The sequence below is a fragment of the Prosthecobacter sp. genome, from assembly GCF_044378005.1.
Taxonomy (GTDB): domain Bacteria; phylum Verrucomicrobiota; class Verrucomicrobiia; order Verrucomicrobiales; family Verrucomicrobiaceae; genus Prosthecobacter.
Genome location: NZ_JBILYB010000070.1, coordinates 1 through 19,246, shown reverse-complemented (window position 1 = coordinate 19,246; position 19,246 = coordinate 1). Strand labels below are relative to the sequence as shown.

General features: G+C 59.1%; 17 protein-coding genes. 12 read left to right on the top strand and 5 right to left on the bottom strand.

All coding sequences use genetic code 11. The features are described from left to right. Positions 1–6: 6 nt before the first annotated feature. Both AC6FTP_RS14470 and AC6FTP_RS14465 read right to left on the bottom strand, forming a co-directional pair. The gene (locus tag AC6FTP_RS14470) at positions 7–582 is read right to left on the bottom strand and encodes a DJ-1/PfpI family protein (RefSeq protein WP_497207629.1); all 576 of its coding nucleotides are present in this window, start codon (positions 580–582) and stop codon (positions 7–9) included. 34 nt (positions 583–616) lie between these two features. Then, complete coding sequence (locus AC6FTP_RS14465) at positions 617–1,522, bottom strand: sugar phosphate isomerase/epimerase family protein (protein ID WP_497207628.1); 906 nt, start codon at positions 1,520–1,522, stop codon at positions 617–619. A gap of 394 nt (positions 1,523–1,916) precedes the next feature. On the opposite strand from AC6FTP_RS14465, the gene AC6FTP_RS14460 reads away from it, so the two are divergent. From AC6FTP_RS14460 to AC6FTP_RS14450, 3 genes are all read left to right on the top strand, one after another. Next, positions 1,917–2,399, top strand: coding sequence for a hypothetical protein (locus tag AC6FTP_RS14460; RefSeq protein ID WP_497207627.1), 483 nt, complete (start codon positions 1,917–1,919; stop codon positions 2,397–2,399). Between the two features lie 870 nt (positions 2,400–3,269). Further along, a complete protein-coding gene (locus AC6FTP_RS14455; RefSeq protein WP_497207626.1) occupies positions 3,270–4,739 on the top strand; it encodes a hypothetical protein in 1,470 nt (489 codons plus the stop codon). A 38-nt stretch (positions 4,740–4,777) separates the two neighbouring features. After that, positions 4,778–6,184, top strand: a complete 1,407-nt coding sequence (locus tag AC6FTP_RS14450) for a hypothetical protein (RefSeq protein ID WP_497207625.1) — start codon at positions 4,778–4,780, stop codon at positions 6,182–6,184. 243 nt (positions 6,185–6,427) lie between these two features. Here AC6FTP_RS14450 and AC6FTP_RS14445 read toward each other — a convergent pair whose 3' ends face one another. The 3 genes from AC6FTP_RS14445 to AC6FTP_RS14435 all read right to left on the bottom strand — a co-directional run bounded on the left by AC6FTP_RS14445 (position 6,428) and on the right by AC6FTP_RS14435 (position 8,185). Further along, positions 6,428–6,928 (bottom strand): hypothetical protein, encoded by a 501-nt coding sequence (locus AC6FTP_RS14445; protein ID WP_497207624.1) that lies wholly within the window; start codon positions 6,926–6,928, stop codon positions 6,428–6,430. Continuing rightward, positions 6,876–7,757 (bottom strand): tyrosine-type recombinase/integrase, encoded by an 882-nt coding sequence (locus AC6FTP_RS14440; protein WP_497207623.1) that lies wholly within the window; start codon positions 7,755–7,757, stop codon positions 6,876–6,878. The genes AC6FTP_RS14445 and AC6FTP_RS14440 overlap by 53 nt, the downstream gene beginning before the upstream one ends. A 245-nt stretch (positions 7,758–8,002) precedes the next feature. Beyond that, positions 8,003–8,185, bottom strand: a complete 183-nt coding sequence (locus tag AC6FTP_RS14435; protein ID WP_497207622.1) for a response regulator transcription factor — start codon at positions 8,183–8,185, stop codon at positions 8,003–8,005. Here AC6FTP_RS14435 and AC6FTP_RS14430 point away from each other — a divergent pair. From AC6FTP_RS14430 to AC6FTP_RS14390, 9 genes are all read left to right on the top strand, one after another. Further along, positions 8,156–10,207 (top strand): DUF1553 domain-containing protein, encoded by a 2,052-nt coding sequence (locus AC6FTP_RS14430; RefSeq protein ID WP_497207621.1) that lies wholly within the window; start codon positions 8,156–8,158, stop codon positions 10,205–10,207. The genes AC6FTP_RS14435 and AC6FTP_RS14430 overlap by 30 nt on opposite strands. Position 10,208: 1 nt before the next feature. Beyond that, entirely contained in the window at positions 10,209–11,591 is a 1,383-nt protein-coding gene (locus tag AC6FTP_RS14425) for a DUF1501 domain-containing protein (protein ID WP_497207620.1), read from the top strand. Further along, positions 11,588–11,782 (top strand): hypothetical protein, encoded by a 195-nt coding sequence (locus AC6FTP_RS14420; RefSeq protein ID WP_497207619.1) that lies wholly within the window; start codon positions 11,588–11,590, stop codon positions 11,780–11,782. Before AC6FTP_RS14425 ends, AC6FTP_RS14420 begins: the two co-directional genes overlap by 4 nt. A 3-nt stretch (positions 11,783–11,785) precedes the next feature. Further along, a complete protein-coding gene (locus AC6FTP_RS14415; RefSeq protein ID WP_497207618.1) occupies positions 11,786–13,135 on the top strand; it encodes a glycosyl hydrolase family 28-related protein in 1,350 nt (449 codons plus the stop codon). A 377-nt stretch (positions 13,136–13,512) separates the two neighbouring features. Continuing rightward, positions 13,513–14,979, top strand: a complete 1,467-nt coding sequence (locus AC6FTP_RS14410; protein WP_497207617.1) for a sulfatase family protein — start codon at positions 13,513–13,515, stop codon at positions 14,977–14,979. A gap of 36 nt (positions 14,980–15,015) precedes the next feature. Further along, on the top strand, positions 15,016–15,183 hold the full coding sequence (locus tag AC6FTP_RS14405) for a hypothetical protein (protein WP_497207616.1): 168 nt from the start codon (positions 15,016–15,018) through the stop codon (positions 15,181–15,183). Between the two features lie 297 nt (positions 15,184–15,480). Then, a complete protein-coding gene (locus AC6FTP_RS14400) occupies positions 15,481–16,008 on the top strand; it encodes a sigma-70 family RNA polymerase sigma factor (protein ID WP_497207615.1) in 528 nt (175 codons plus the stop codon). Next, on the top strand, positions 16,005–17,009 hold the full coding sequence (locus AC6FTP_RS14395; RefSeq protein WP_497207614.1) for a hypothetical protein: 1,005 nt from the start codon (positions 16,005–16,007) through the stop codon (positions 17,007–17,009). The genes AC6FTP_RS14400 and AC6FTP_RS14395 overlap by 4 nt, the downstream gene beginning before the upstream one ends. A 50-nt stretch (positions 17,010–17,059) precedes the next feature. Beyond that, a partial coding sequence (locus AC6FTP_RS14390) for a glycoside hydrolase family 71/99 protein (protein WP_497207613.1) occupies positions 17,060–19,246 on the top strand: 2,187 nt, incomplete at its 3' end.

The following is a 19,246-nucleotide window of genomic DNA, read 5'->3' as shown; positions in this document are numbered from 1 at the left end:
GTCATTTCAGACGCCCATCTTGGCACGCTCGGCGTCGAGCGCTTTGATCCACGGCCCAATGAAGTGGCCGCTGTCATGATAGGTGCGTCCAGAATACATGTGCTGGTCGATCACGCAGGGCTCGTTCACATAGATGCCGCCGCAGATTTCGAGGTCGAATTTGCACTTCGCTACGGTGGCCATGCGCAGACCTTTGACGATGTCAGCACGGGCAGGAATCTCCACGCCGTGGCAGACGCTGGCGCAGGGTTTTTTGGCTTCCCAGAACCACTTCGTGATGCGCAGGAGGTCGGCGTCTTCGCGGATGTACTCGGGAGCGCGACCACCACTAAAGAAGATGCCGACGTATTCCTCAGGATTGATGTCTTTGAAGGCGATGTCGGCATCAATGCTGTAGCCTTCCCACTCTTTGGTAATGGTCCAGCCGGGCTTCACTTCATGGAGCACCATCTGGTATTTCCGCTTTTCCGGCGCGGCTACGATGGGCTTGTAGCCGCCTTCGATCAGACGGTAGAAAGGATAGAGAGTATCGACGGTCTCGGTGGCGTCACCGACGATGAGGAGGACTTTGGCTTCAGGCATGGGTTGGGGAGGAGGTGGAGTGTTGGTGTGATGTTTAGATGCTTGCGACGATGGTGTCGAGGTGCTGCTTGGCTCGGATGATTTCCGCTGTGGACTCAGCGGCAGTCGGTAAGATGGGGACGCCGCGAGGAGTCGGGTGCATGAAGATCTCGGTTGGACCTGCGAAATGGATCTGTTTAAGCGCCGCAAGCACCGGCTTGTAGTCCAGCGGGCCACGTCCTGGCATCTGCTGGAGTTCTTGGTCCTTTGGCATGGGCTTTGAGAAGCCAATACCGCGTTCCCAGGCATAAAAGAGAGTGAGCTTCTGCCCGATATGCTTGATCAACCCTGCCAGCAGGGCAGCCTCCTGCGGAAGATGTGCCGGAGCCAGGGCAATGCCGATGCCTGGGAGGTGCCGAATGTCGTCGGCCAGCCAGCGCAGAGAGTCGGGCTTGTCGATGAGGTTGTTGACGTGGTTCTCGATGCCGATGGTGACGCCATTCTCAGCCGCCAGCGCGGCGTGGGGTTTCATCTTCTCCACGAAGCTCTTCACATTAGACTTGAGCTGCTCAGGTGTGACGCCCTTCCATTCACCCGCACCGCCGGCAATGATGAAATTCCCGCCGAGTTGTTTCACCAGCTTGATTTCATCGGAGAGCTTGAAGGGGCCGAGATCGTATCGCGTCGTCCCGCCGAAACCGATGCCTTCCACCTTCAGCATGGTCGCAAACTTCTCGATGCCCAGAGCATCAAGTTCCTCACGTTGTGTTCCATGCTTCTTTGGCCAGAGTTCGATACCTGTAGAGCCGGTCTTCTTCACCTCAGGGACAATCTCCACCAGGGGGAGATTGCCATACATGCTGGAGGCCAGCATGTAGTTCAGCCTCCACGTCGGTTCAGCAGCACAAGCTGGCGCGAGAGCACTGGCGGCCAGGGATTGGAGGAAGCTGCGGCGTTTCATGTGCTGGAATCAAACGCGAGGCATGAGCGCACTTCATTCAGTTATCGCCCGGCATAGCTTCAGTTTTTGCGGCGGACATTTTCATCCAAGCTGCCACCACCTCCTCTTGCACACGGTAATCGGAGCAAAGTGCCCAAAGATAGACATTCAAGTCTCAGGAAAATCAGATCGGGCCTGAGGTGGCAAGGTGGAGGGAACCGAGCAAGGGTTTGATCTGAGTGGCAACCCAACCACAAACAGGCTGACTGGGCGAGTTGAAGCAGATTTTTCTTAACCTGCGCTCCTGATGTAATTCACTGATCGTCAATGGAGCCGAGAGTCGGATTTGAACCGACGACCTGATGATTACAAATTGATACCTTGGCTGTTTGCTCATGTTAATGCATGTTACCCAATGAGCCCGTCAAACCAAGATAAATCAAGGCTTCCAAGCAACTTAGAGGCAATCAAGAGCGGACATAAAGAATCAGGGGTGAACTCGAAAAGTGTCCGGGAAATGTCCGAGAAACCAAACTTGGACACTTCTGCCAAAGAGTCAAAAAAGGGCATCGTGGGAAAAAGCGATAGCCGCTATTGGCTCCAGCCCGGAAAGCTCCTTTCCGATCCACGTTGGAGCGGTTCCTATTCCTGCAAGATTCAGGTTCAAGGCAGACGAGAATCGTTCCCCCTCCGAACGGCGAACAAAAATGCAGCAGCCAGCAAGGCGGCAAGAATCTATTGCGATGTGGTGGCACTCGGATGGGAGGCAGCGATTGCAAAACACAAACCAGACTGTGCCAAGCCTGCCAAAGGATCCACGGTGGGCGAGCTTTTGGCAGCCGTGGCGGAACTGGCGAATGTGCGCCCTCCCAACCATCTATTCAGATCAATGCCGTAGAGCGAGCATCCCAAAAGAGCATGGGGCGCGCTTTGTTTATGACACCGGCGCGGGGATGCATGTGACCGTTGCAACCGATACGAAAGAGGACAAGCTCAAAGCACAGCGCGAAAAGCACCGCGTGGATCTTGATGAGGTCTTTTGCAATAGCAGGATTAGCTTCAGGTATTCCGTATTGTTGAAGCAAATTATGGACAGTCTCAGTATGAGTAAGCGGACCGCAGAGCGGAGGATCGACACTTGGACCAAGCTGAGGCTAATCGAGAAAAACACATCAGAAGACTATGTCCGCATTTGAGGCTTCGAGCGTTCACTTACCGTCAACCGTCAATTACCGTCAAATGCGACCGTCGGCACCGGTAACCGTCAAACCGTCAGCAGCTATATAGATAGCTGACGGTGTGATGACGGTCAGGGGATAAATAAACCGACAGAGGCGACAACCAAGCAGATGAGCCCTCTTCCACCCTATCCACTAATGCACGCACATCCGTTTAACACCACTCTACCAACACAGTCATGTGCAGTTGCCATGTCGCAAGGAGGTCCGAACGATGATCTGCCCATTGTGGGCTGGACCGGCAACTCATGCATCGGCTGCTGTTAGCCTCCTCACTGCTAAAAAACAAAAATGTTTTTGGGGGGTGAGGACCCTATTCTTACACCCGTGAAGAAATCACCGGGAGGTACTTGACCGCTAGTACCTGTGGCGCGGATATTATCACAGTCTTGTTCTCCACTTTTCGAACAACGTGGAAGTAACGCGCGCCTGATTTGGCCCAACGCCAAATACTTATATGAACCGGTAAGGCTATTTGCATCATGTCATCCAATCCACCTGTACTCCCGCCCAGCTCCACCCCGGACGTCATGGCCCCCAAACTCACTGACCCGCACCTCAGTGATGTCAATGACGTCCCATTTGGAACCCATATTGAAAGCCTCGCGGCCTATTGGGGAGTTCATCCCGTCGATGCGGCCATCGGGATCGCAGGCGTCCTGACGAATATTGCCGGTCCATACGCTGGGTTGGTCGATCCCCTTGGGAGCCGAATCCCGCCCTACCTGAATTTAATCAGGCTCAACAACTCCACCCCCCGATGGTCGGCCGCGGAGCGTGATCTCTTCCAGCCCCTGCAGGCGCGCAGCGATTATCTGCGCAAGCGTGCCAGCAGCCAGTCGCGTCAATTGGTGGATCGATGGTATTTTGGAGAACATGACCCGGAAGGTGGTGAGCGAATCACCAACCCCATGCTCCAAGACCTCAACGGTCAGGGCGCTCAATGCACTGAATATCAAACAGCCATGCTAAAGCAGAGCGGCTTGCCACCAAGAAGCCTCGATGTGTGTGATTTATCCGACCCCTACAGTTATCCCGTCACCTCCAGTCCTGACCCCAGCGCTCCGGGAGCATCACACCTTCCGTCCTTTTATTTCAAGGGCATCAATCTTGCGCAAATGGAGGTCATCCTGAAGGAGAGTCTGCACCGACAGGCTCTGGTGCAAAATCCCACCGGTGGCTTGTTCAGCCCGAATGCAGACCTCACTACCAAGGATGACAAGCTGGCTGCTGAACTGGCATCACTGCTTGGCGGGAGAGATCAGCAGTTTGCGCCCATCCATCGAGATCAAGGCTATGGCACCTTTGAGATGGTTAGATTGCATCTGTGGGCCAGTACCACATCGGACCGACTGGGCCAAGTCCTGGACCAAGACAAATCCAGTTGGCTCGACGTTCTCACACACTGCCTTGTGTGGGAACCGTCCAGCTCGAACAAATCCAAGCTGCTAACCGGAGCCGGCCCGGCTGCCTACAAGGCTTATCAGACCCTCGTGCATGACCTGTTGGATTGCCGTTGTTTCGGAAATGTCAGGCAACAAGACCTTCGAAGAATCCCAGACCAAGCAATATCTGGTTTCGTGGCTCGCCAAGATGCTTATTTGGGCATGCTTGAGGGAATCACCTCTCGCGACCATGCCTTCGTGGAGCAATTCCACGACCTGCCCGCCCGTTTATTGTGGGTGTTCCTGCACTTTGAAGGCAATGATAAACCATGGCGCATGCAGGCAGCGTTCAAGACCGCCGAACATGCAGCCCGAATGCAGGTCCGACTTATCCAGCGAGCCCGGGACGAGCAAGCCAGCAAGAAACTCCAGCAGGATAAGTCAATCGTGATGGGCATTCTGACCCGTAAAGGCCCGTGCAAATTGCGTGGCCTTCAGCGTAGCAGCAACAACCGGAAGGCCGATTTCTTCAGACCCGTTCTACAGGAACTCAAGAAGGAAGGACGCCTGAGGGAGGATGAAGAAAACCGTTACATGGTCATCGGACAGTCATGAGCCCAGCTCTCCTTTGACGTCTTCACAAGTCCACTACCATGCTGCCTGCATTCATTTTCGGAAGCGCGGAAACCCCCGAGGGAGTCGGTGACTGTGTGCCGCGCGCTCTAGCCTCACTGGCGGCTGAAGGGCAGACACTAATGGGACTCAGTGCAGATGTCATCACCGTGGTAGGGTTGGCTCATTTGGCTGCCAGCCTTGGGCGGTCATGCCTGCTCGACGACGGAGCCACCCAGATCCCAGCATGCTTCAATCTTGCCGTCGTCCAGGACAGCATTTCGACGGGTGATTGGCTGGCCACACTTGGAAGAGGGTGGCAAGACGCCGCCACAAAGCTTCAGGGCCCAAGATCCACCCAGGAAAAGGCGGAGATCATCCATTCATTGAAGCAGGTCACCCACCAACGCCGACAACGCAGCGGGATTGATCCACAATTTGAAGCACTTGAGGATCAATTGCCAGTGGCCATGGCGAACATGCTGCGCCGACGGACCCTTTCCACCAGCGTAGATCCAGAGGCGATTATGCGCGCCATCGTGGATTCAGGGGATCAATGCGTCGTGCTGGTGAATGGTGCCAGTGATCCCATGAAGGAGTGGTCTCACCTGACTCCCGGTAAACAGCATAAACTGGCCGAGACGCTTTCGCTTAGTCGGCAGGGTAAGCCGATCTCCATCACGGGCAAAGGAGGAGATATTCCAGGCGTGGTGCATGTGCTTTGGCAAACATACCCCGAATCAGTGACCAGGGCCATTCTTGCTCGTCGCACGTCCGCCATGAACCGCTCCGTCCCGATCCTATTGTTTCGCCAGAGCGGGACCGCCAAGCGGCTGCCTGATGTCACGGCAAAGTCGTTTACTGGTTGGACCAAGTGCTTGGAGGACGCGTACTCGTATCGTTTCAGGAGTAATACCGGGGAGCCCAAGATTCTTGAATTGGACAATCCTTCGCGAATCATTGCCGAGGAATTCCATTCCCAGTTTTCGGCGGCACTTGCCCGAACTCCAGCAGCCATGCAGGATCATTTGCGATGGCTCCCAGATCTTGTTCTACGTCTCTATATCCTCGTTGTCGTGTCCAGTTCGATGGACAACCACGCCAGCGCTGGCTCCAATTCACCGCAACCCGACCTGAAGCGAAACGCCATGCTAAAGGCGGTGCGATTGACCCGATGGCTGTGCCAGGAGCATTACGGTCTCGTGCGAGCCCATCTTGAGATGGGTGACACTGACAGCCCTGGACTCGCTACTGACAGCACTGACAAGGTTGACCTTGCGGAGAACATTTTGATCAAGTTGCGTGGCAACGGTCCTCTAACACCTCGTGAATTGCAGCGCAGTTTTCACCATCTGAGTGTTCGTGACCGAGATCAGGCTATCGCAGGGCTCAAAATGGCTGGTCGGGTGATCGAAAATGGCATCGGTCAATTGGAGGCGGCGGCTTGAACCTCGATTTCTGCTGACAGTCAGCGCGTCAGCATACACACGAGGCGTTGAGAAGGGCGATGCGATGAATTGCCACTGACAAGGCTGATCTTGGATCTTTGAAGTATCCGAGCAGGAGAAATGGCAAGCGTGATGTCCGTGATGAGACCGAGCAGGGTCTCGTTTCTGCGCTTATGGGGGCAATCCAAAATCTAAAGGCCTGGGAAGTGCTTCGCCGGCCAATGCCCCTGCAGCGCAAGGCCCTCATCTTGGTGTCGGCACATCAAAAGGCAGGTTGAAATACTGAAACACAGCCTTGGTGCGGTCAAAGATCTGGCGCTCACTCATGTCGGCACGCTCACACATCTCATTCATCGGCACAAAGCCGCCGCTAATGAACCGAACCACCTCCAAGGGACTGATACTGACTTTGACCTGGCTCTGACCTTTCACCTTCAATGCGTCCAGGGATTCGAGACAGCACATCACCATCATCATTAGGTTCTCGGTGTCCAGATTACAGAAATACAGCCAGTAGGGCCAGACCTCCCAAAGCTGCTTGTAGAACGCTCTGACTTCCGGGATGGCGTAGATCTCTCTGGGGTCGTGATTATAGCCGTCGATCATCAAGGCCACGCTGTTCATCATGGCTTCCAGCTTCTTACCTGTCGGCAGACTGCTAATGCCGAACCTAGACAGAAAATCCCTGGCATCACCAGCTTCCACACGATCCCGGCTGAACTGATAGAGGATGAGGTCGGACATGATCGAAAATGTAAGTGCTTCGGTTTGTCCTCAACTCAAACCCGCCTCGATCATGCGACAGCCGCACGAATACACGCGCATACTTTCTCACCACATCCTTGTAAACTCCGTGTCCCGTCAGAGCTTCATCGAGACTGCCGGATGAGTTCTTGAGTGGACGAAAGAGGGCGTTGCCAGGTTTGTCTCCATGTCCCGCATGTTCCAGGTATTCGCTGATACGCTGCAAGCTGTGAGGATGCACTGGCAGGAAGCGAATTTTGCCACCTTTGCCGTGAACGCGGAAGTGCATCACACCGCGCCTCGATTGCAAATCACCGACTGCGAGCGAGCACAGTTCTGCGCGACGCAAACCATGAAAAAGCAGAATGGAGAGAATGGCGCGATCACGAAGCCCTTTGAGAGTGTCAGGTGCGGGTGCTTCAAGCAGGGCTTTCGCCTCAGCATCCCCCAACGCAGGAGATTTGCCTTCGTTCGCGCCTTGATTGGGACGTTTCACTCCATCAGCCGGATTGAAAGGAACGGCATTGCACTCGCACAGGTAATCAAACAATGAAGCCACGGCAGAAAGTTTGCGGCGCACCGTGGACGCTTCCAATGTTCGTGTCTCAAGCTGTTTGCGCCATGCAATGAGATGCGACCGTTTCACCAGGCGAAATTCTTCCGCTTGGTGAATGCCTGCGAACCGCATGAACTCCTGAACGTCGTTCTTGTATGCTCGCCGCGTGTTCGCGTTTTCGATGTTCGCGAACCACTCGACTTCTGGCGGCACGTTCGCCAAATTTTGAAACTCTGATGCCGTCAGCAAACGCTCGTTCGTTTCGACGACCAACCCTGAAGAACCATTAACCATTCCAACCACCTCACCTTGAGCGGAATATAGTAGTGATAAAATACATTATCAATACCAGCCGCTACCCAGCCAACCAACCGCGACGTTTCATGATTCATTTTTGGACAGTGTGATCTGAATACCACATTTGCTGATGTGTCGCTAAGAACGATCAAGTCACTGCAAAGGAGCGAGGAGCAGGTAGGGGCTATTGCTATTCGCATCCATTACGTGAATGCGGACTCTCATGCTTCGCTCAGTTTCACGATACCGCGCTCAAGGGCGAGAGTGGCGGCGCGGGTGCGGTCCTGCGCTCCTAGCTTGCGGAGGATTTCGCTAACGTGGAGTTTAGTGAGGCCTTCGCTCATGTCCAAGGCGGCGGCGATTTGCTTGTTGGCATGGCCTTGGACGATGTGCGTGTGGGACACGATGACTTCGTGCGTGCGCAACTCGCGGGTGACCTTCTTTATGACAAGACGGACACGAAGCAGCGCGCGGAGGGCATCGTCGCCACGGGTTATCTGGCCATCGCGCGGCGGTTTGGTCACGACATCGAGAAGGACATGCACCTCACGCAGGAGGACGTGATCGACACACTGGGGAAAAATTTCCTCGGCCTCACCACCGGCTGTGCCCGCTGCCACGATCACAAATATGATCCGATCACAGCCGAGGACTACTACGCGCTTTACGGCATCTTCAGCAGCACGCGTTTTGCGTTTCCCGGCTGCGAGCCCAAGGGGCAGCCACGTGACATGGTGCCGCTCATTCCGCAGGCAGAGGCCGATGCGCAGATGAATGTCTGGAAGGAAAAGACTGCCAAGCTCGATGCGGCGAAGAAAAAAATCGCCCAGTCAACCGCCCCTGAGGGAGGTAGCGTGCCGTTTGAGGCGCGGATGCGTGTGCGGAAAGGCGAGGTCGTGCAGCTCGCCGTCTTACCCAATGGCAGCCACGGCGCAGACAGCACGCTCGTCGAGTGGCTCATCACGGAGGTCGAAGGCGCGAAGCGTTTGTGGAGTGTCGCGGAGCTGGTGCCGAACCTCTTGAGCGGCAATCCACATCCCTCACACGATGGCGCGGCTTGGTGCTTTCTGGAGACGACGGCTGCGCCAGTGTTTCTCACCCGGCAACACCAGAGCTTTGAAGGGAACCACGCGTTGAATGGGTGGAACCTCGAATCTCTGCCAATGGTGTTTGTGAATTCGGCGGATCAGCCGATTACGGCTTGGACCGCTACATACCCAGCAAAGTCGTTCTTTGTGCATCCAGACAACAATCGGCCCGTGGCCGTGGCGTGGATCAGCCCACTCGATGGAGAGATCACCCTCAGCGGTCGCGTGGCCGATGCGCACCCGGTCGGCGGTGATGGCGTGGCCTTTGAACTCAAGCACATCGCTGTGCCGGAGTATGGACCCGCGCTGGCGCAGCTCGGCGCGAACGTGAAGCCGACTGCGGAACCCGAGCCGCCCATGCCGGTAATCCCCGTCGCGTATGCCGTGGTGGACGCAGCGCCGCAAAACACCCGTCTCCAACAGCGCGGCGATCCTGAAAAACTCGGCGCTGAAGTGCCGCGTCGATGGCTCTCCATCCTCGGTGGTGATCAAGTGCCCGCGGATGCCGGCAGCGGGCGCAAGGAACTCGGCGAGTGGATCGTGAAATCGCCGCTCGCGGCTCGCGTGATGGTGAACCGCATCTGGGAATGGCATTTCGGCAAGGGCCTCGTGCGATCCTCAAACGACTTTGGCGCTCGTGGCGAAAAGCCCACGCATCCCGAGCTGCTCGACTGGCTCGCGGCGAAGTTTGTCGAGAGCGGCTTCAGCGTGAAGGCCATGCACCGCCTCATCCTGAGCAGCACGGCGTATCAACGCGCCAGCGCCGCGCCCTCCGCCGCTGATCCCGACAATCGCCTGCTCGCGCACTTCCCGCGCCGCCGCCTCACCGCCGAAGAGATGCGCGACAGCTTGCTCACCGCCTCCTGCCAATTGGATCCCACAGCCGCCGAGGCGCACCCCTTTCCCGCCGAGGCGACGTGGGCGTTCACCCAGCACGGCCCTTTCAACGCTGTCTATGAAACGAACAAACGCAGCGCCTACCTCATGGTGCAGCGTCAGCGTCGGCACCCGTTCCTCTCACTCTTTGATGGCGCGGACCCCAACGCAACCACCGCCGCCCGCCAGACCAGCACTGTGCCCACGCAGGCACTCTACTTCATTAACGATCCCTTCTTCCACGCCCAGGCCGATGCTTTGTCGAAAAAGCTCATCGCACTGCCCAACGACGACAACCGCATCACCGAAGTCTGGCGCATCCTCTTCCAGCGCCAGCCCAACGCCGCCGAAACGCAGCGCACGAAGTCCTTCCTCGCCAGCTACCCCGCCGAACCCGCCGACAAATGGACCGCACAAGTGCGCGTGCTCATGGCCAGCAATGAGTTCCTGCACATCGACTGATATGAACACTTCACGCCGTCATTTTCTCTCCACCACCGCCGGTTCCCTGCTGTTTCCCGGCATCATCAATCAGTTGCTCGCGGAGAGCGCCGACCCGCTCGCGCCGAAAATGCCGCATTTCCCGGCGAAGGCGAAGAACGTCATCTTTCTCTTCATGACGGGCGGTGTGTCGCATGTGGACAGTTTTGATCCGAAGCCAGAGCTAGTGAAAGGCCACGGCAAGGAGATCAAGGCCGACCATCCCGAGATCAAGGGGCGTCCGGGCTTTGAGCACATCTATTTGAAGCGACCGCAGTGGGAGTTCGCAAAGCATGGTCAGTGCGGAATGGAGGTGAGCACGCTGTTTCCGCACATGGCGACGTGTGTGGACGACATCGCTCTGATCCGCTCGATGCACACCTCGCACTCGAATCATTACAACGCCACGCTGGGCATGCACACGGGCTCGTTTGCGCAATCGCGGCCCAGCATGGGCTCGTGGGTGACCTACGGCCTCGGCACGTTGAACCGCAATCTGCCCGGCTTTGTTGTCATCGCGCCACAGCAGACCTACGCGGGCACGCAGGTCTTCGCCAGCGACTTCCTGCCCGGCGCGTATCAGGGCACGCTCGTCGTGCCCGGGGCCGAACCCATCGCCAACGTCGCGCCACGTATTTCCACGAATCGCCAGCAGCTCGAACTCGCCGCGTTGCGCCAGATGAACGAGGAGCATCTCGCCACGCGTGCCGGCGATCCGATGCTCACCGCGCGCATGCAGACCTTCGAGACCGCGTTCGGCATGCAGATGGCCGTGCCCGATGCGTTTGATTTCAAACAGGAGTCGGATGCCACGCTCACCAGCTATGGCCTCCAGCGCGGCCAGACCACCGGCTTCGGCTGGCAGTGCCTCGCCTCGCGGCGACTCGTCGAGCGCGGTGTGCGTTTCGTCGAACTGATCGACACCGGCTCCTCCGGCAACTGGGACGCGCATGGTGACATGATGACGCACGCGCCGCTCGCAAAGAATGTCGATCAACCCATCGCCGCGCTGCTGCGCGATCTGAAGCAACGCGGCATGTTCGAGGACACGCTCGTGGTGTGGACCACCGAGTTCGGTCGAACGCCTTTCAACAACACCGCCGAGGCCCCGGGCCGCGAGCATCACCCGTGGGCCTTCAGTTCCTGGCTCGCCGGTGCAGGCGTGAAGCGCGGCATCGTCCACGGCAACAGCGACGAGATCGGCCTCCGCGCCGTCGAGAACCCCGTCCATGTCCGCGATTTTCACGCCACCATCCTTCATCTCATGGGCTTTGATCACGAGAAGCTCACCTACCGTCACGCCGGCCTCGACTTCCGCCTCACGGGCGTGGAAGAGAGTCATGTGGTGAGGGAGATTTTGGCGTGACACCCGAGCGAAGCGTCAGTGCCATGTTCATCGCAGCCTTCGCCCGCGCTCCACAGGCGAGTGAGTTGCAGCAATGGACCGCCGCCGCCCGCGAGTTCGCCACCACCCCCGACCTCCTGCACGACGAAGCCGCATGGACCCAACTCGCTCACTCGATTTTCAACACGCAGGAATTCATCCACTACCGATAAACCATGAACACCACCACCCGCCGCGAGGCATTCACCACCGCCGGACTCGCCATGCTCGGCGCATCATTGGCTTCATCTGCACACGCCGCTGAAAGTTCGGCGGCGCGCACCGATTCACTCAATGTCCGTAGCTTCGGCGCGAAGGGCGATGGCAAGACCGACGACACAGCGGCGTTTCAGGCGGCGATTGACGCAGCGGCGGCGAGTGGCGGCGGAAGTGTGTTTGTGCCAGCGGGAACGTATCGCCTCAACGGCACGCTCATCATCAAACGCAACGTCACACTGGAAGGCATCTTCACAGCGCCGCCGACGATTCCGTGGACGGCGGAGTCGCTGGGCAAAGGTGCGCCGAATGGCTCGGTGTTGCTCGCTTTCAGTGGCAAGGGCGATGCGGGTGGTGCGCCGTTCATCCAGCTCGACTACAACGCGACGCTGAAAGGCATCGCGGTGTTTTATCCTGAGCAAACGGACACGAATCCGCCCATCGCGTATCCTTGGACCATCAGCTCGTTGCTCACGGGCGCGGACAACTGCTCCATCGTCGATGTGCTGCTCGTGAATCCGTATCAAGCGGTGGACTTCGGCGGACGTCACACGGGGCGGCATTTCATCCGCAACCTCAATGCCGCGCCGCTGTATCGCGGGCTGTTCATTGATCACTGCATTGATGTGGGTCGCGTGGAAAACGTCCACTTCTGGCCCTTCTGGGGCGCGACGGGTGCAGCGGCGGAGTTTCGCCGAAAGGAAGGCAAAGCCTTTATCATCGGCCGCTCGGACTGGCAGCATCTGACGAACTGCTTTTGCATCGACTACGAGACCGGCTTCCAGTTCATCGCCTGCACCAGCGCCGCGGCAGCGTATCAGGGCGGCGGCAATGCGCAGATCATCGGCGGAGGCGCGGACGGCTGCAATCGCGCCGTGCATGTGGTGGAGATGCAGGGCCACAGCGGCACCCGTTTTGTGAACTCGCAAATCTATGGCGACATCATCGTCGAGGCGACCAACAACGCCCCGCTCACCTTCAGCGCCTGTGGTTTGTTCGGCAGCATGCATGCGGCGAATGGCATCGGCCTCGCCCGCATCGAAGGCGGCGGCAAAGTTAGCTTCACCGACTGCCACATCCACTGCATCGACCCGCGCAACACGCCCCGCCCGCTCATCCACGCCAGAGCAGGCCGACTGCAAGTGCGCGGTTGCGAGTTTCTCGACGGCCACGCCGCTCGTGATCACGTCGTGCTCGAAGCCGGAGTCGCCTACGCCAACATCAGCGACAACACCTCACGCTCAGCCTTCGCCGTCGTCAATAATGCGAAGGGCAAGACCGTGGTGCGGGACAATCTCAGCGAGGTGTGAAGCCGACCATGAAACGCGAAAGCAGATGCCTGGCAAATAGTGCGTTTTAAAGATGCCTTCGTTATCGGACAACCACGAAGCCCACGACAACGCCGAGCGTATCCGCGAGCGGCCGTCTGGGCGCTTGCAGGAGTTGCGGGAACGGTGCGGACTGAGCAAGTATCGGCTGGCTCGTGAGAGCGGCATCAGCCGCGGATCCATCGGCATGCTGGCAGCGATGAGGCGGCTCTCGCGATTCTTCACAAAGAAGAAGGCGTTGGGCTGCTGATCAAACATGAGCCGGAATGCCTGTGGATCGGTCATTCTGGCGAAAAAGCCTCTCTGGATGGACTCGGGTGGCATGGCAGGATGATGACAACTTTTGGCAGACCTAGGCCATGTATTCCCGAATGGAGGGGCGTTCTACTTTCACCATGAAATCCCGGCGCTTCTTCTACCTCTTCGCCCTGCTGCTCGCGTCGCTCGTCACGCTGCACGCGGCCTGTCCTGTGCCATCCAAACCGAACATTCTCGTCATCCTCACCGATGACCTCGGCTACGACGACGTCGGGTGCTACTGGATGCCGGACAGCCGCCCGGGCTTCGAGAAGATCCGGACACCGAACCTCGACCGGCTCGCCGCCGAGGGCGCCCGGTTCACCGATTTCTACTCTCCCGCCCCCGTTTGCACCCCGTCCCGCGCAGCACTCATGACTGGCTGTTACCCGGTGCGGGTGGGCATGTCCAGCTTCGGACGCAATGGCGGCGTCGTGCTCAGCGAAGCGCACCTGGAGGGGCTGAACCCCGACGAGGTCACCCTGGCTGAGATTTTGAAGAAACGCGGCTACGCCACCGCCTGCGTTGGGAAGTGGCACCTCGGGCACCTGGCCCCATTCTCCCCGCGCCAGCATGGCTTCGACGCGTTTTACGGGATGATGTTCCCCAACGACATGAAACCCTTTGTCCTCCACCGCGACGAGACGGTCATCGAGCCGCACCCCGACCAGAAGACACTCACCGAGCAGTTCACGGAAGAGGCGGTGAAGTTCGTGCGGGCGAAACGCGACCAGCCGTTCTTCCTTTATCTCGCCTACAGCGCACCGCACATCCCGTTGCACGTCTCCGACGGCTTCCGGGGCAAATCGGCGCGGGGCTTGTATGGGGACGTCGTCGAATGCATGGACTGGGGCGTGGGCGAGGTCCTGAAGGCCCTGGACGAAACCGGGCTCGCAGACCGGACACTCGTGTTCTTCACCTCGGACAATGGGCCGGACACGCGCGGACCCTACGACAAGCGCGGCCAGGCCTTCCCCCTGCGGGCGGCGAAGGCGACCACGCGGGAGGGAGGCGTGCGTGTTCCTTGCCTGATGCGTTGGCCGGGCCGGATCCCCGCCGGCCTCGTCTGCCGCGAGATCGCCTCTGCGATGGACGTCCTGCCCACCGTGGCCGGTATCGCCGGAGCGCAGCCTCCGCAGGACCGGATCATCGATGGAAAGGACATTCTCCCGCTGATGACCAAGCCCGGTGCGCCGAGTCCTCACGACGCGTTCTTCTACTACAACGGGGAGAAACTAGAGGCGGTCCGCAGCGCGAACTGGAAGCTCGTCTTCCCGCGCACTGCCATGGACGACACCCCGTATGAGCGGAAGCAGGGAGCCGCGAAGGAGGCACTTCTGCCCGAGGCGCTCTACGATCTCGCGGCGGACGTTGGCGAGACGAAAGACGTGATCGGACAACAACCTGAAGTCGCGCAACGTCTGCGTGCTCTAGCGGAGAGGATGCGCGAGGACATGGGTGACTCCGCCACCAACCAGAAGGGCAAAAACCGCCGCCCCGTGGGCCGCGTTCCTGCTTCGGGCCAGTGATGCCGCGCTCACGACAACCTAACCCAGAACGAACCGATGAGACCCATACGCCACTTACTCACAGCAGTCATCGCTGCCCTGACACTCGCCGGAGTTTCCGCGCTGGCCGCGCAACGTCCCAACGTCATCTTCATCGTCGATCCCCTCACCGACCCCGCAGGCGACTGGGCGACGTGGATCACCCCGCGAATCGTGCTGCGCTGAGATCGACGCCGCGCGTTCAGCCCCATTCCATTTGATTCAACCATGAAATCCTCCTTTCGACACCTCTTAGCCCTGCTGCTCGCGCCGCTGGCCGCATCAGCGTGATCTTGGAGTCAAAACACAGCCCAAATATCCCGGACCGGCTGCCGAGCCGCTTGCAGGAACTCCGGGAAGCGATGGGTTTGAGCAACGTCCACCCTGGCTCGTGAGGGTGGCATCAGCCGGGCATTTTCACCTTCTGAAAACTTTTTTCGGCAAATGAGGCGGCGACTGGCGACGACTAGGTTGTAAGCAATCATGTCCCAGCCATCCGAACACGAGCGTCATGCCCAGTTTCTCCGCCACTATGCGGAGAGCGAGATGGCATTGCACACATTCGTGCGGTCGTTGGTGCCCACGCGGCAGATGGCTTCGGAGGTGATGCAGGATGTCATACTCGTGCTGTGGGAGAAGTTCGATGCGGCGGCTGATTTCCAGGGCTGGGCTTTTGGCGTGGCCAAGAATGTCGCCCTGCGACACCTGCGCAGTCAGGCGCGAGACCGGCATGTGTTTGATGATGCCTTGGTGAACCAGCTCGCCGACGATGCGGTCGCCCTGGTGCCGGTGCACGACGGGCATCGCGAGGCCTTGGAGCACTGCCTGGACAAGCTGCCCGCCGCGCAACGTGAGCTGGTGCTCACCGCCTACACGAAAGGCACCCGCATGGATGAGCTGGCCACCCACCGTGGGCAGACGCCCATGGCACTCTACAAACTGCTCCACCGCATCCGGCAGGCCCTACTGGAGTGTGTGGAGCGCACAATCGCCAAGGAGGAACACCCATGAATCCCAACTCACACGATCTCATCCAGCGCCACATGGCCGGACTGCTCACGGACGATGAAGCTGCCGTCCTGCAAAACCGCCTGAAGACCGATACGGACCTGCGGAGGCTCTACCTGCACTACATGAATCTGGACGTGGCACTGGAAGCACAGGCAGGATCACGAGACCGGGTGATCGATCTGCTGTGGGCAGCCCCGCTGACTGAAAACAAACCCGCTGTTCGCTGGCTCTCGTGGCGTCCGCTCACTGCTGCGGCGGCTGGCATTGTGTTTGGCATGTTCTGCACTTCGGTGGCGTTCGCTTATGTTGCGCCTTCGTTGGGGAAAGTGATCACCCTGCTGCAGGAGAGCTTTGAGAGCGGGCCTGCGCCACTGGTCACGGGAGTGCCGTCGGAGCCAAACGTGTGGAGCGGGGATTACTCGGAGATCGTGCTGGAGTCTGAGGGTGTGAAACCTGAAGACGGCTGGAAGATGGCCCGGCTGCTGCGCTCTGATTACGAAGGCCGAACAGAGCAAGGGCGGAGCCAGCAGGGTGATTTGATGCGAGTAATCGACGTGCGGCCGTATCTGGGCCAATCAAAAAGCGCTGATGTCGTGATGACCTTGTCAGCCCATTTCAATGCGGTGCCTTTTCCAGCGGCGGAGCACTACCAAGGGCTAGTCATGATTTATGCGCTCGATGCTGACAAAGAGCTTCCTGGCACAACGGAGTGGGACATCGAAAAGAACGCGCTGGCCCAATGCATCGGCAAGTGTGATGTGGATCGCGATCCGGCCACCTGGCAGGCAGCCTCCACGCGGCTGCTGCTGCCGGCTGGGACCGCGTTCGTGATGCTGAAGGCGTCAATGGCCCGCAAGCCAGGGGAAAGCGAGAAGCTGTCCTCGTTGCCCAAGTCCGAGGTCTTTGCCGGGCACTTCGTGGATGGCGTGGATGCGTCCATCCTCATCCGTGACGCGGTGCCGGATTATCGAACTCAAGCGAGCACCCACGTCGCGCAATAAGTGATGAGACAAGAGATCAACCACGAAACCTGAACCTGCTGAAGTTTACAATGAAACCGTTCCTCCCGCTCCTATCCACCCTGCTGCTCGCATCACTAGCCGCGCTCCACGCCGATGATCGGGTCGTCTTCTGGGGCCACATGATGCCCGTCATTCCGAACGGCAACATCCACGCCCACTTTGAAGGTAACAACGAGGCGTGGCCCTTCAGCTCCCAGTCCACCTCCACGCTCGAGGAGTTCAAGGAACACATCCGCATGGCGCTCGATAGCGGTCTGGATGGCTTCCAGATGATGGCTTTCCCCGATTCCAAGATGTTCGAGGCCGCTAGGTTGATCCGGGAGGAAACCGGCCAGATGTTTTATGTGGCACCGCAGTGGGACGGCTTCGGCGATGACCCTGTCAAAGCCGCCGACACCGTCGCGAAGTTCACGGAGAGGTTCAAAGGAAACCCGCATGTCTTCCAGCACGAGGGTCGTCCCGTTCATTTCACCTACTACTCCGGCAAGTGGGAAAAGAATCCCGATGCCGTGCGTGCTTTCAACGAAGGCCTCAAGGCCCGCAACGTGAACACCCTGCTCGCTCCCACCATCACCGAGGCCACGATCCTCGACCTCCCGGCGCTGGGGCGGCGCGTCTGGTCGAAACCCTTCGAGCCGGGCCCTCTCCAATGGTTGAAGATGGGATTTGAAGCCGCCACTACCTTTGAAATGGACGCGCGCACGCCGGTGGCCGCAGCCATTGACAAGCGGCTCCGCCAGGACGCGCCCGGCTTTTTCTTCGTGCCCTCCCTGGGGGCCGGCTATGACAGCTCGAACCGTCCGTCCCAGGCCATCCGGGTGCCCTTCAATGGGGTGCGCACGGTGCTCGACTCCTTCGATACTTGGACAAAGCTCGGTTACCGCCAGATCAGCTTCGTCACGTGGAACGACTGCAACGAAACCCAGCTCGTCCCCTCGAGCCGCAACGTCTGGGGATACAACACCATCATCAAATACCTCCGCGAACACACCGCCACGGGCAAGAGCCCGTTCGCCGCGCCACAGGCCATCGTCGCGTATCCCGTGGAGTGCATCTTCGGCGACCGTCTGAACTTCCAGGTGCTCGGCCTGCCCGCCGCCGGACAAGGACTCGTCCTTCGCGTGAAGGTGGTGCTCACTCCCGTCGGCGGTGGCGATCCCATCCACCTCGAAAGCGAAACCGCCGCCTGCCCGGCCGATGGACGGACCCTCACCGAGATGAACTGGGAGAGCGGAAGCGCCATCGGGAAGTTTGATGCCGTCCAGCCCAGAGTCACCGTTTCGGTTCGTGCCGCCGACACGGACGAATGGAGGGTGCTTCATGACAACCTGCTTCTCCCTCCGGTGCGCCTCAGCGCGAATCTCGTCAGGTTCCCGAATGGCTACGCCATCAACCTCTCCAAGGTCTCCCCGGATGGTTCGCTCGGTCTTGCGGTATCGTCAGACTCCATCGCGCGGGTGACCGTGGACGCCAAGGCCGGTTCGCCCATCCGCAGGCTGCATCTGCAGGACGGCACCCGCAGCCTCGGCGTCTTTCGCGACGCCGAAAAGCCCTCTCCCGGCCTCCTTCGCAACCTCTTCATCCGTCTGCAAACCTCAGCCAACATCCCCCTGGAGCTTTCAATCGCCGGCGGTCGCGTCATCGATTTCTACACGCCCGCCGCGTGGCCCGAGATCGGCGTCACGGAGGCCGGCCCCGCTCCGGGGCGTTTTTCATCCTTCGCGGCCCACAACGCATGGTATGGTGGCAAAGGCACCCGACTCATCCGGATCGACGCTCCCCGCGACGCGGCCATCCGCCTCATCCCCGCAGGAAACGCGGATGCCGCCATCGAGACCACGCTCGCCGATCTCCGTTCCGGCCGCCTCACGCGGTCGATCCAGCACGAGGGCAAGCCGGTGACCGTTTCGCTCATCCTCTGCCATGATGGCACCGATCCGAACCTTGATTTCCCGCTTCCCGCGACCGGTGTCTTCACCCGCGACGTCCCGCTCTTTCCCGAGCCTGAGGGCCTCCGCGTCGTCTCCGCAGCCGCGTTGCTTGAATCCGGACAAATGGTTTACTCTCCGGCGGTCGTTGTCGAATCGCCCGCTGGCAAGAAGGTCGCCGCGCTGCCCTGGATCGAAACCCAAGGTTCGTTCGACGACTTCGTCCTCAGCGGCAGCATGTGGTCCGCAAACCCCTTCACCGCCAGCCAGGTGAAGCAATCCCAACTG

Excerpts from the sequence above, each read along its gene's own strand:
- AC6FTP_RS14445 (WP_497207624.1), bottom strand. The coding sequence starts at position 6,928 with ATGTCCGACCTCATCCTCTATCAGTTCAGCCGGGATCGTGTGGAAGCT.
- AC6FTP_RS14400 (WP_497207615.1), top strand. The coding sequence starts at position 15,481 with ATGTCCCAGCCATCCGAACACGAGCGTCATGCCCAGTTTCTCCGCCAC.
- AC6FTP_RS14425 (WP_497207620.1), top strand. The coding sequence starts at position 10,209 with ATGAACACTTCACGCCGTCATTTTCTCTCCACCACCGCCGGTTCCCTG.
- AC6FTP_RS14455 (WP_497207626.1), top strand. The coding sequence starts at position 3,270 with ATGGCCCCCAAACTCACTGACCCGCACCTCAGTGATGTCAATGACGTC.
- AC6FTP_RS14460 (WP_497207627.1), top strand. The coding sequence starts at position 1,917 with ATGAGCCCGTCAAACCAAGATAAATCAAGGCTTCCAAGCAACTTAGAG.
- AC6FTP_RS14465 (WP_497207628.1), bottom strand. The coding sequence starts at position 1,522 with ATGAAACGCCGCAGCTTCCTCCAATCCCTGGCCGCCAGTGCTCTCGCG.
- AC6FTP_RS14430 (WP_497207621.1), top strand. The coding sequence starts at position 8,156 with ATGGCCTTGGACGATGTGCGTGTGGGACACGATGACTTCGTGCGTGCG.
- AC6FTP_RS14395 (WP_497207614.1), top strand. The coding sequence starts at position 16,005 with ATGAATCCCAACTCACACGATCTCATCCAGCGCCACATGGCCGGACTG.
- AC6FTP_RS14405 (WP_497207616.1), top strand. The coding sequence starts at position 15,016 with ATGAGACCCATACGCCACTTACTCACAGCAGTCATCGCTGCCCTGACA.
- AC6FTP_RS14450 (WP_497207625.1), top strand. The coding sequence starts at position 4,778 with ATGCTGCCTGCATTCATTTTCGGAAGCGCGGAAACCCCCGAGGGAGTC.
- AC6FTP_RS14470 (WP_497207629.1), bottom strand. The coding sequence starts at position 582 with ATGCCTGAAGCCAAAGTCCTCCTCATCGTCGGTGACGCCACCGAGACC.
- AC6FTP_RS14415 (WP_497207618.1), top strand. The coding sequence starts at position 11,786 with ATGAACACCACCACCCGCCGCGAGGCATTCACCACCGCCGGACTCGCC.
- AC6FTP_RS14410 (WP_497207617.1), top strand. The coding sequence starts at position 13,513 with ATGTATTCCCGAATGGAGGGGCGTTCTACTTTCACCATGAAATCCCGG.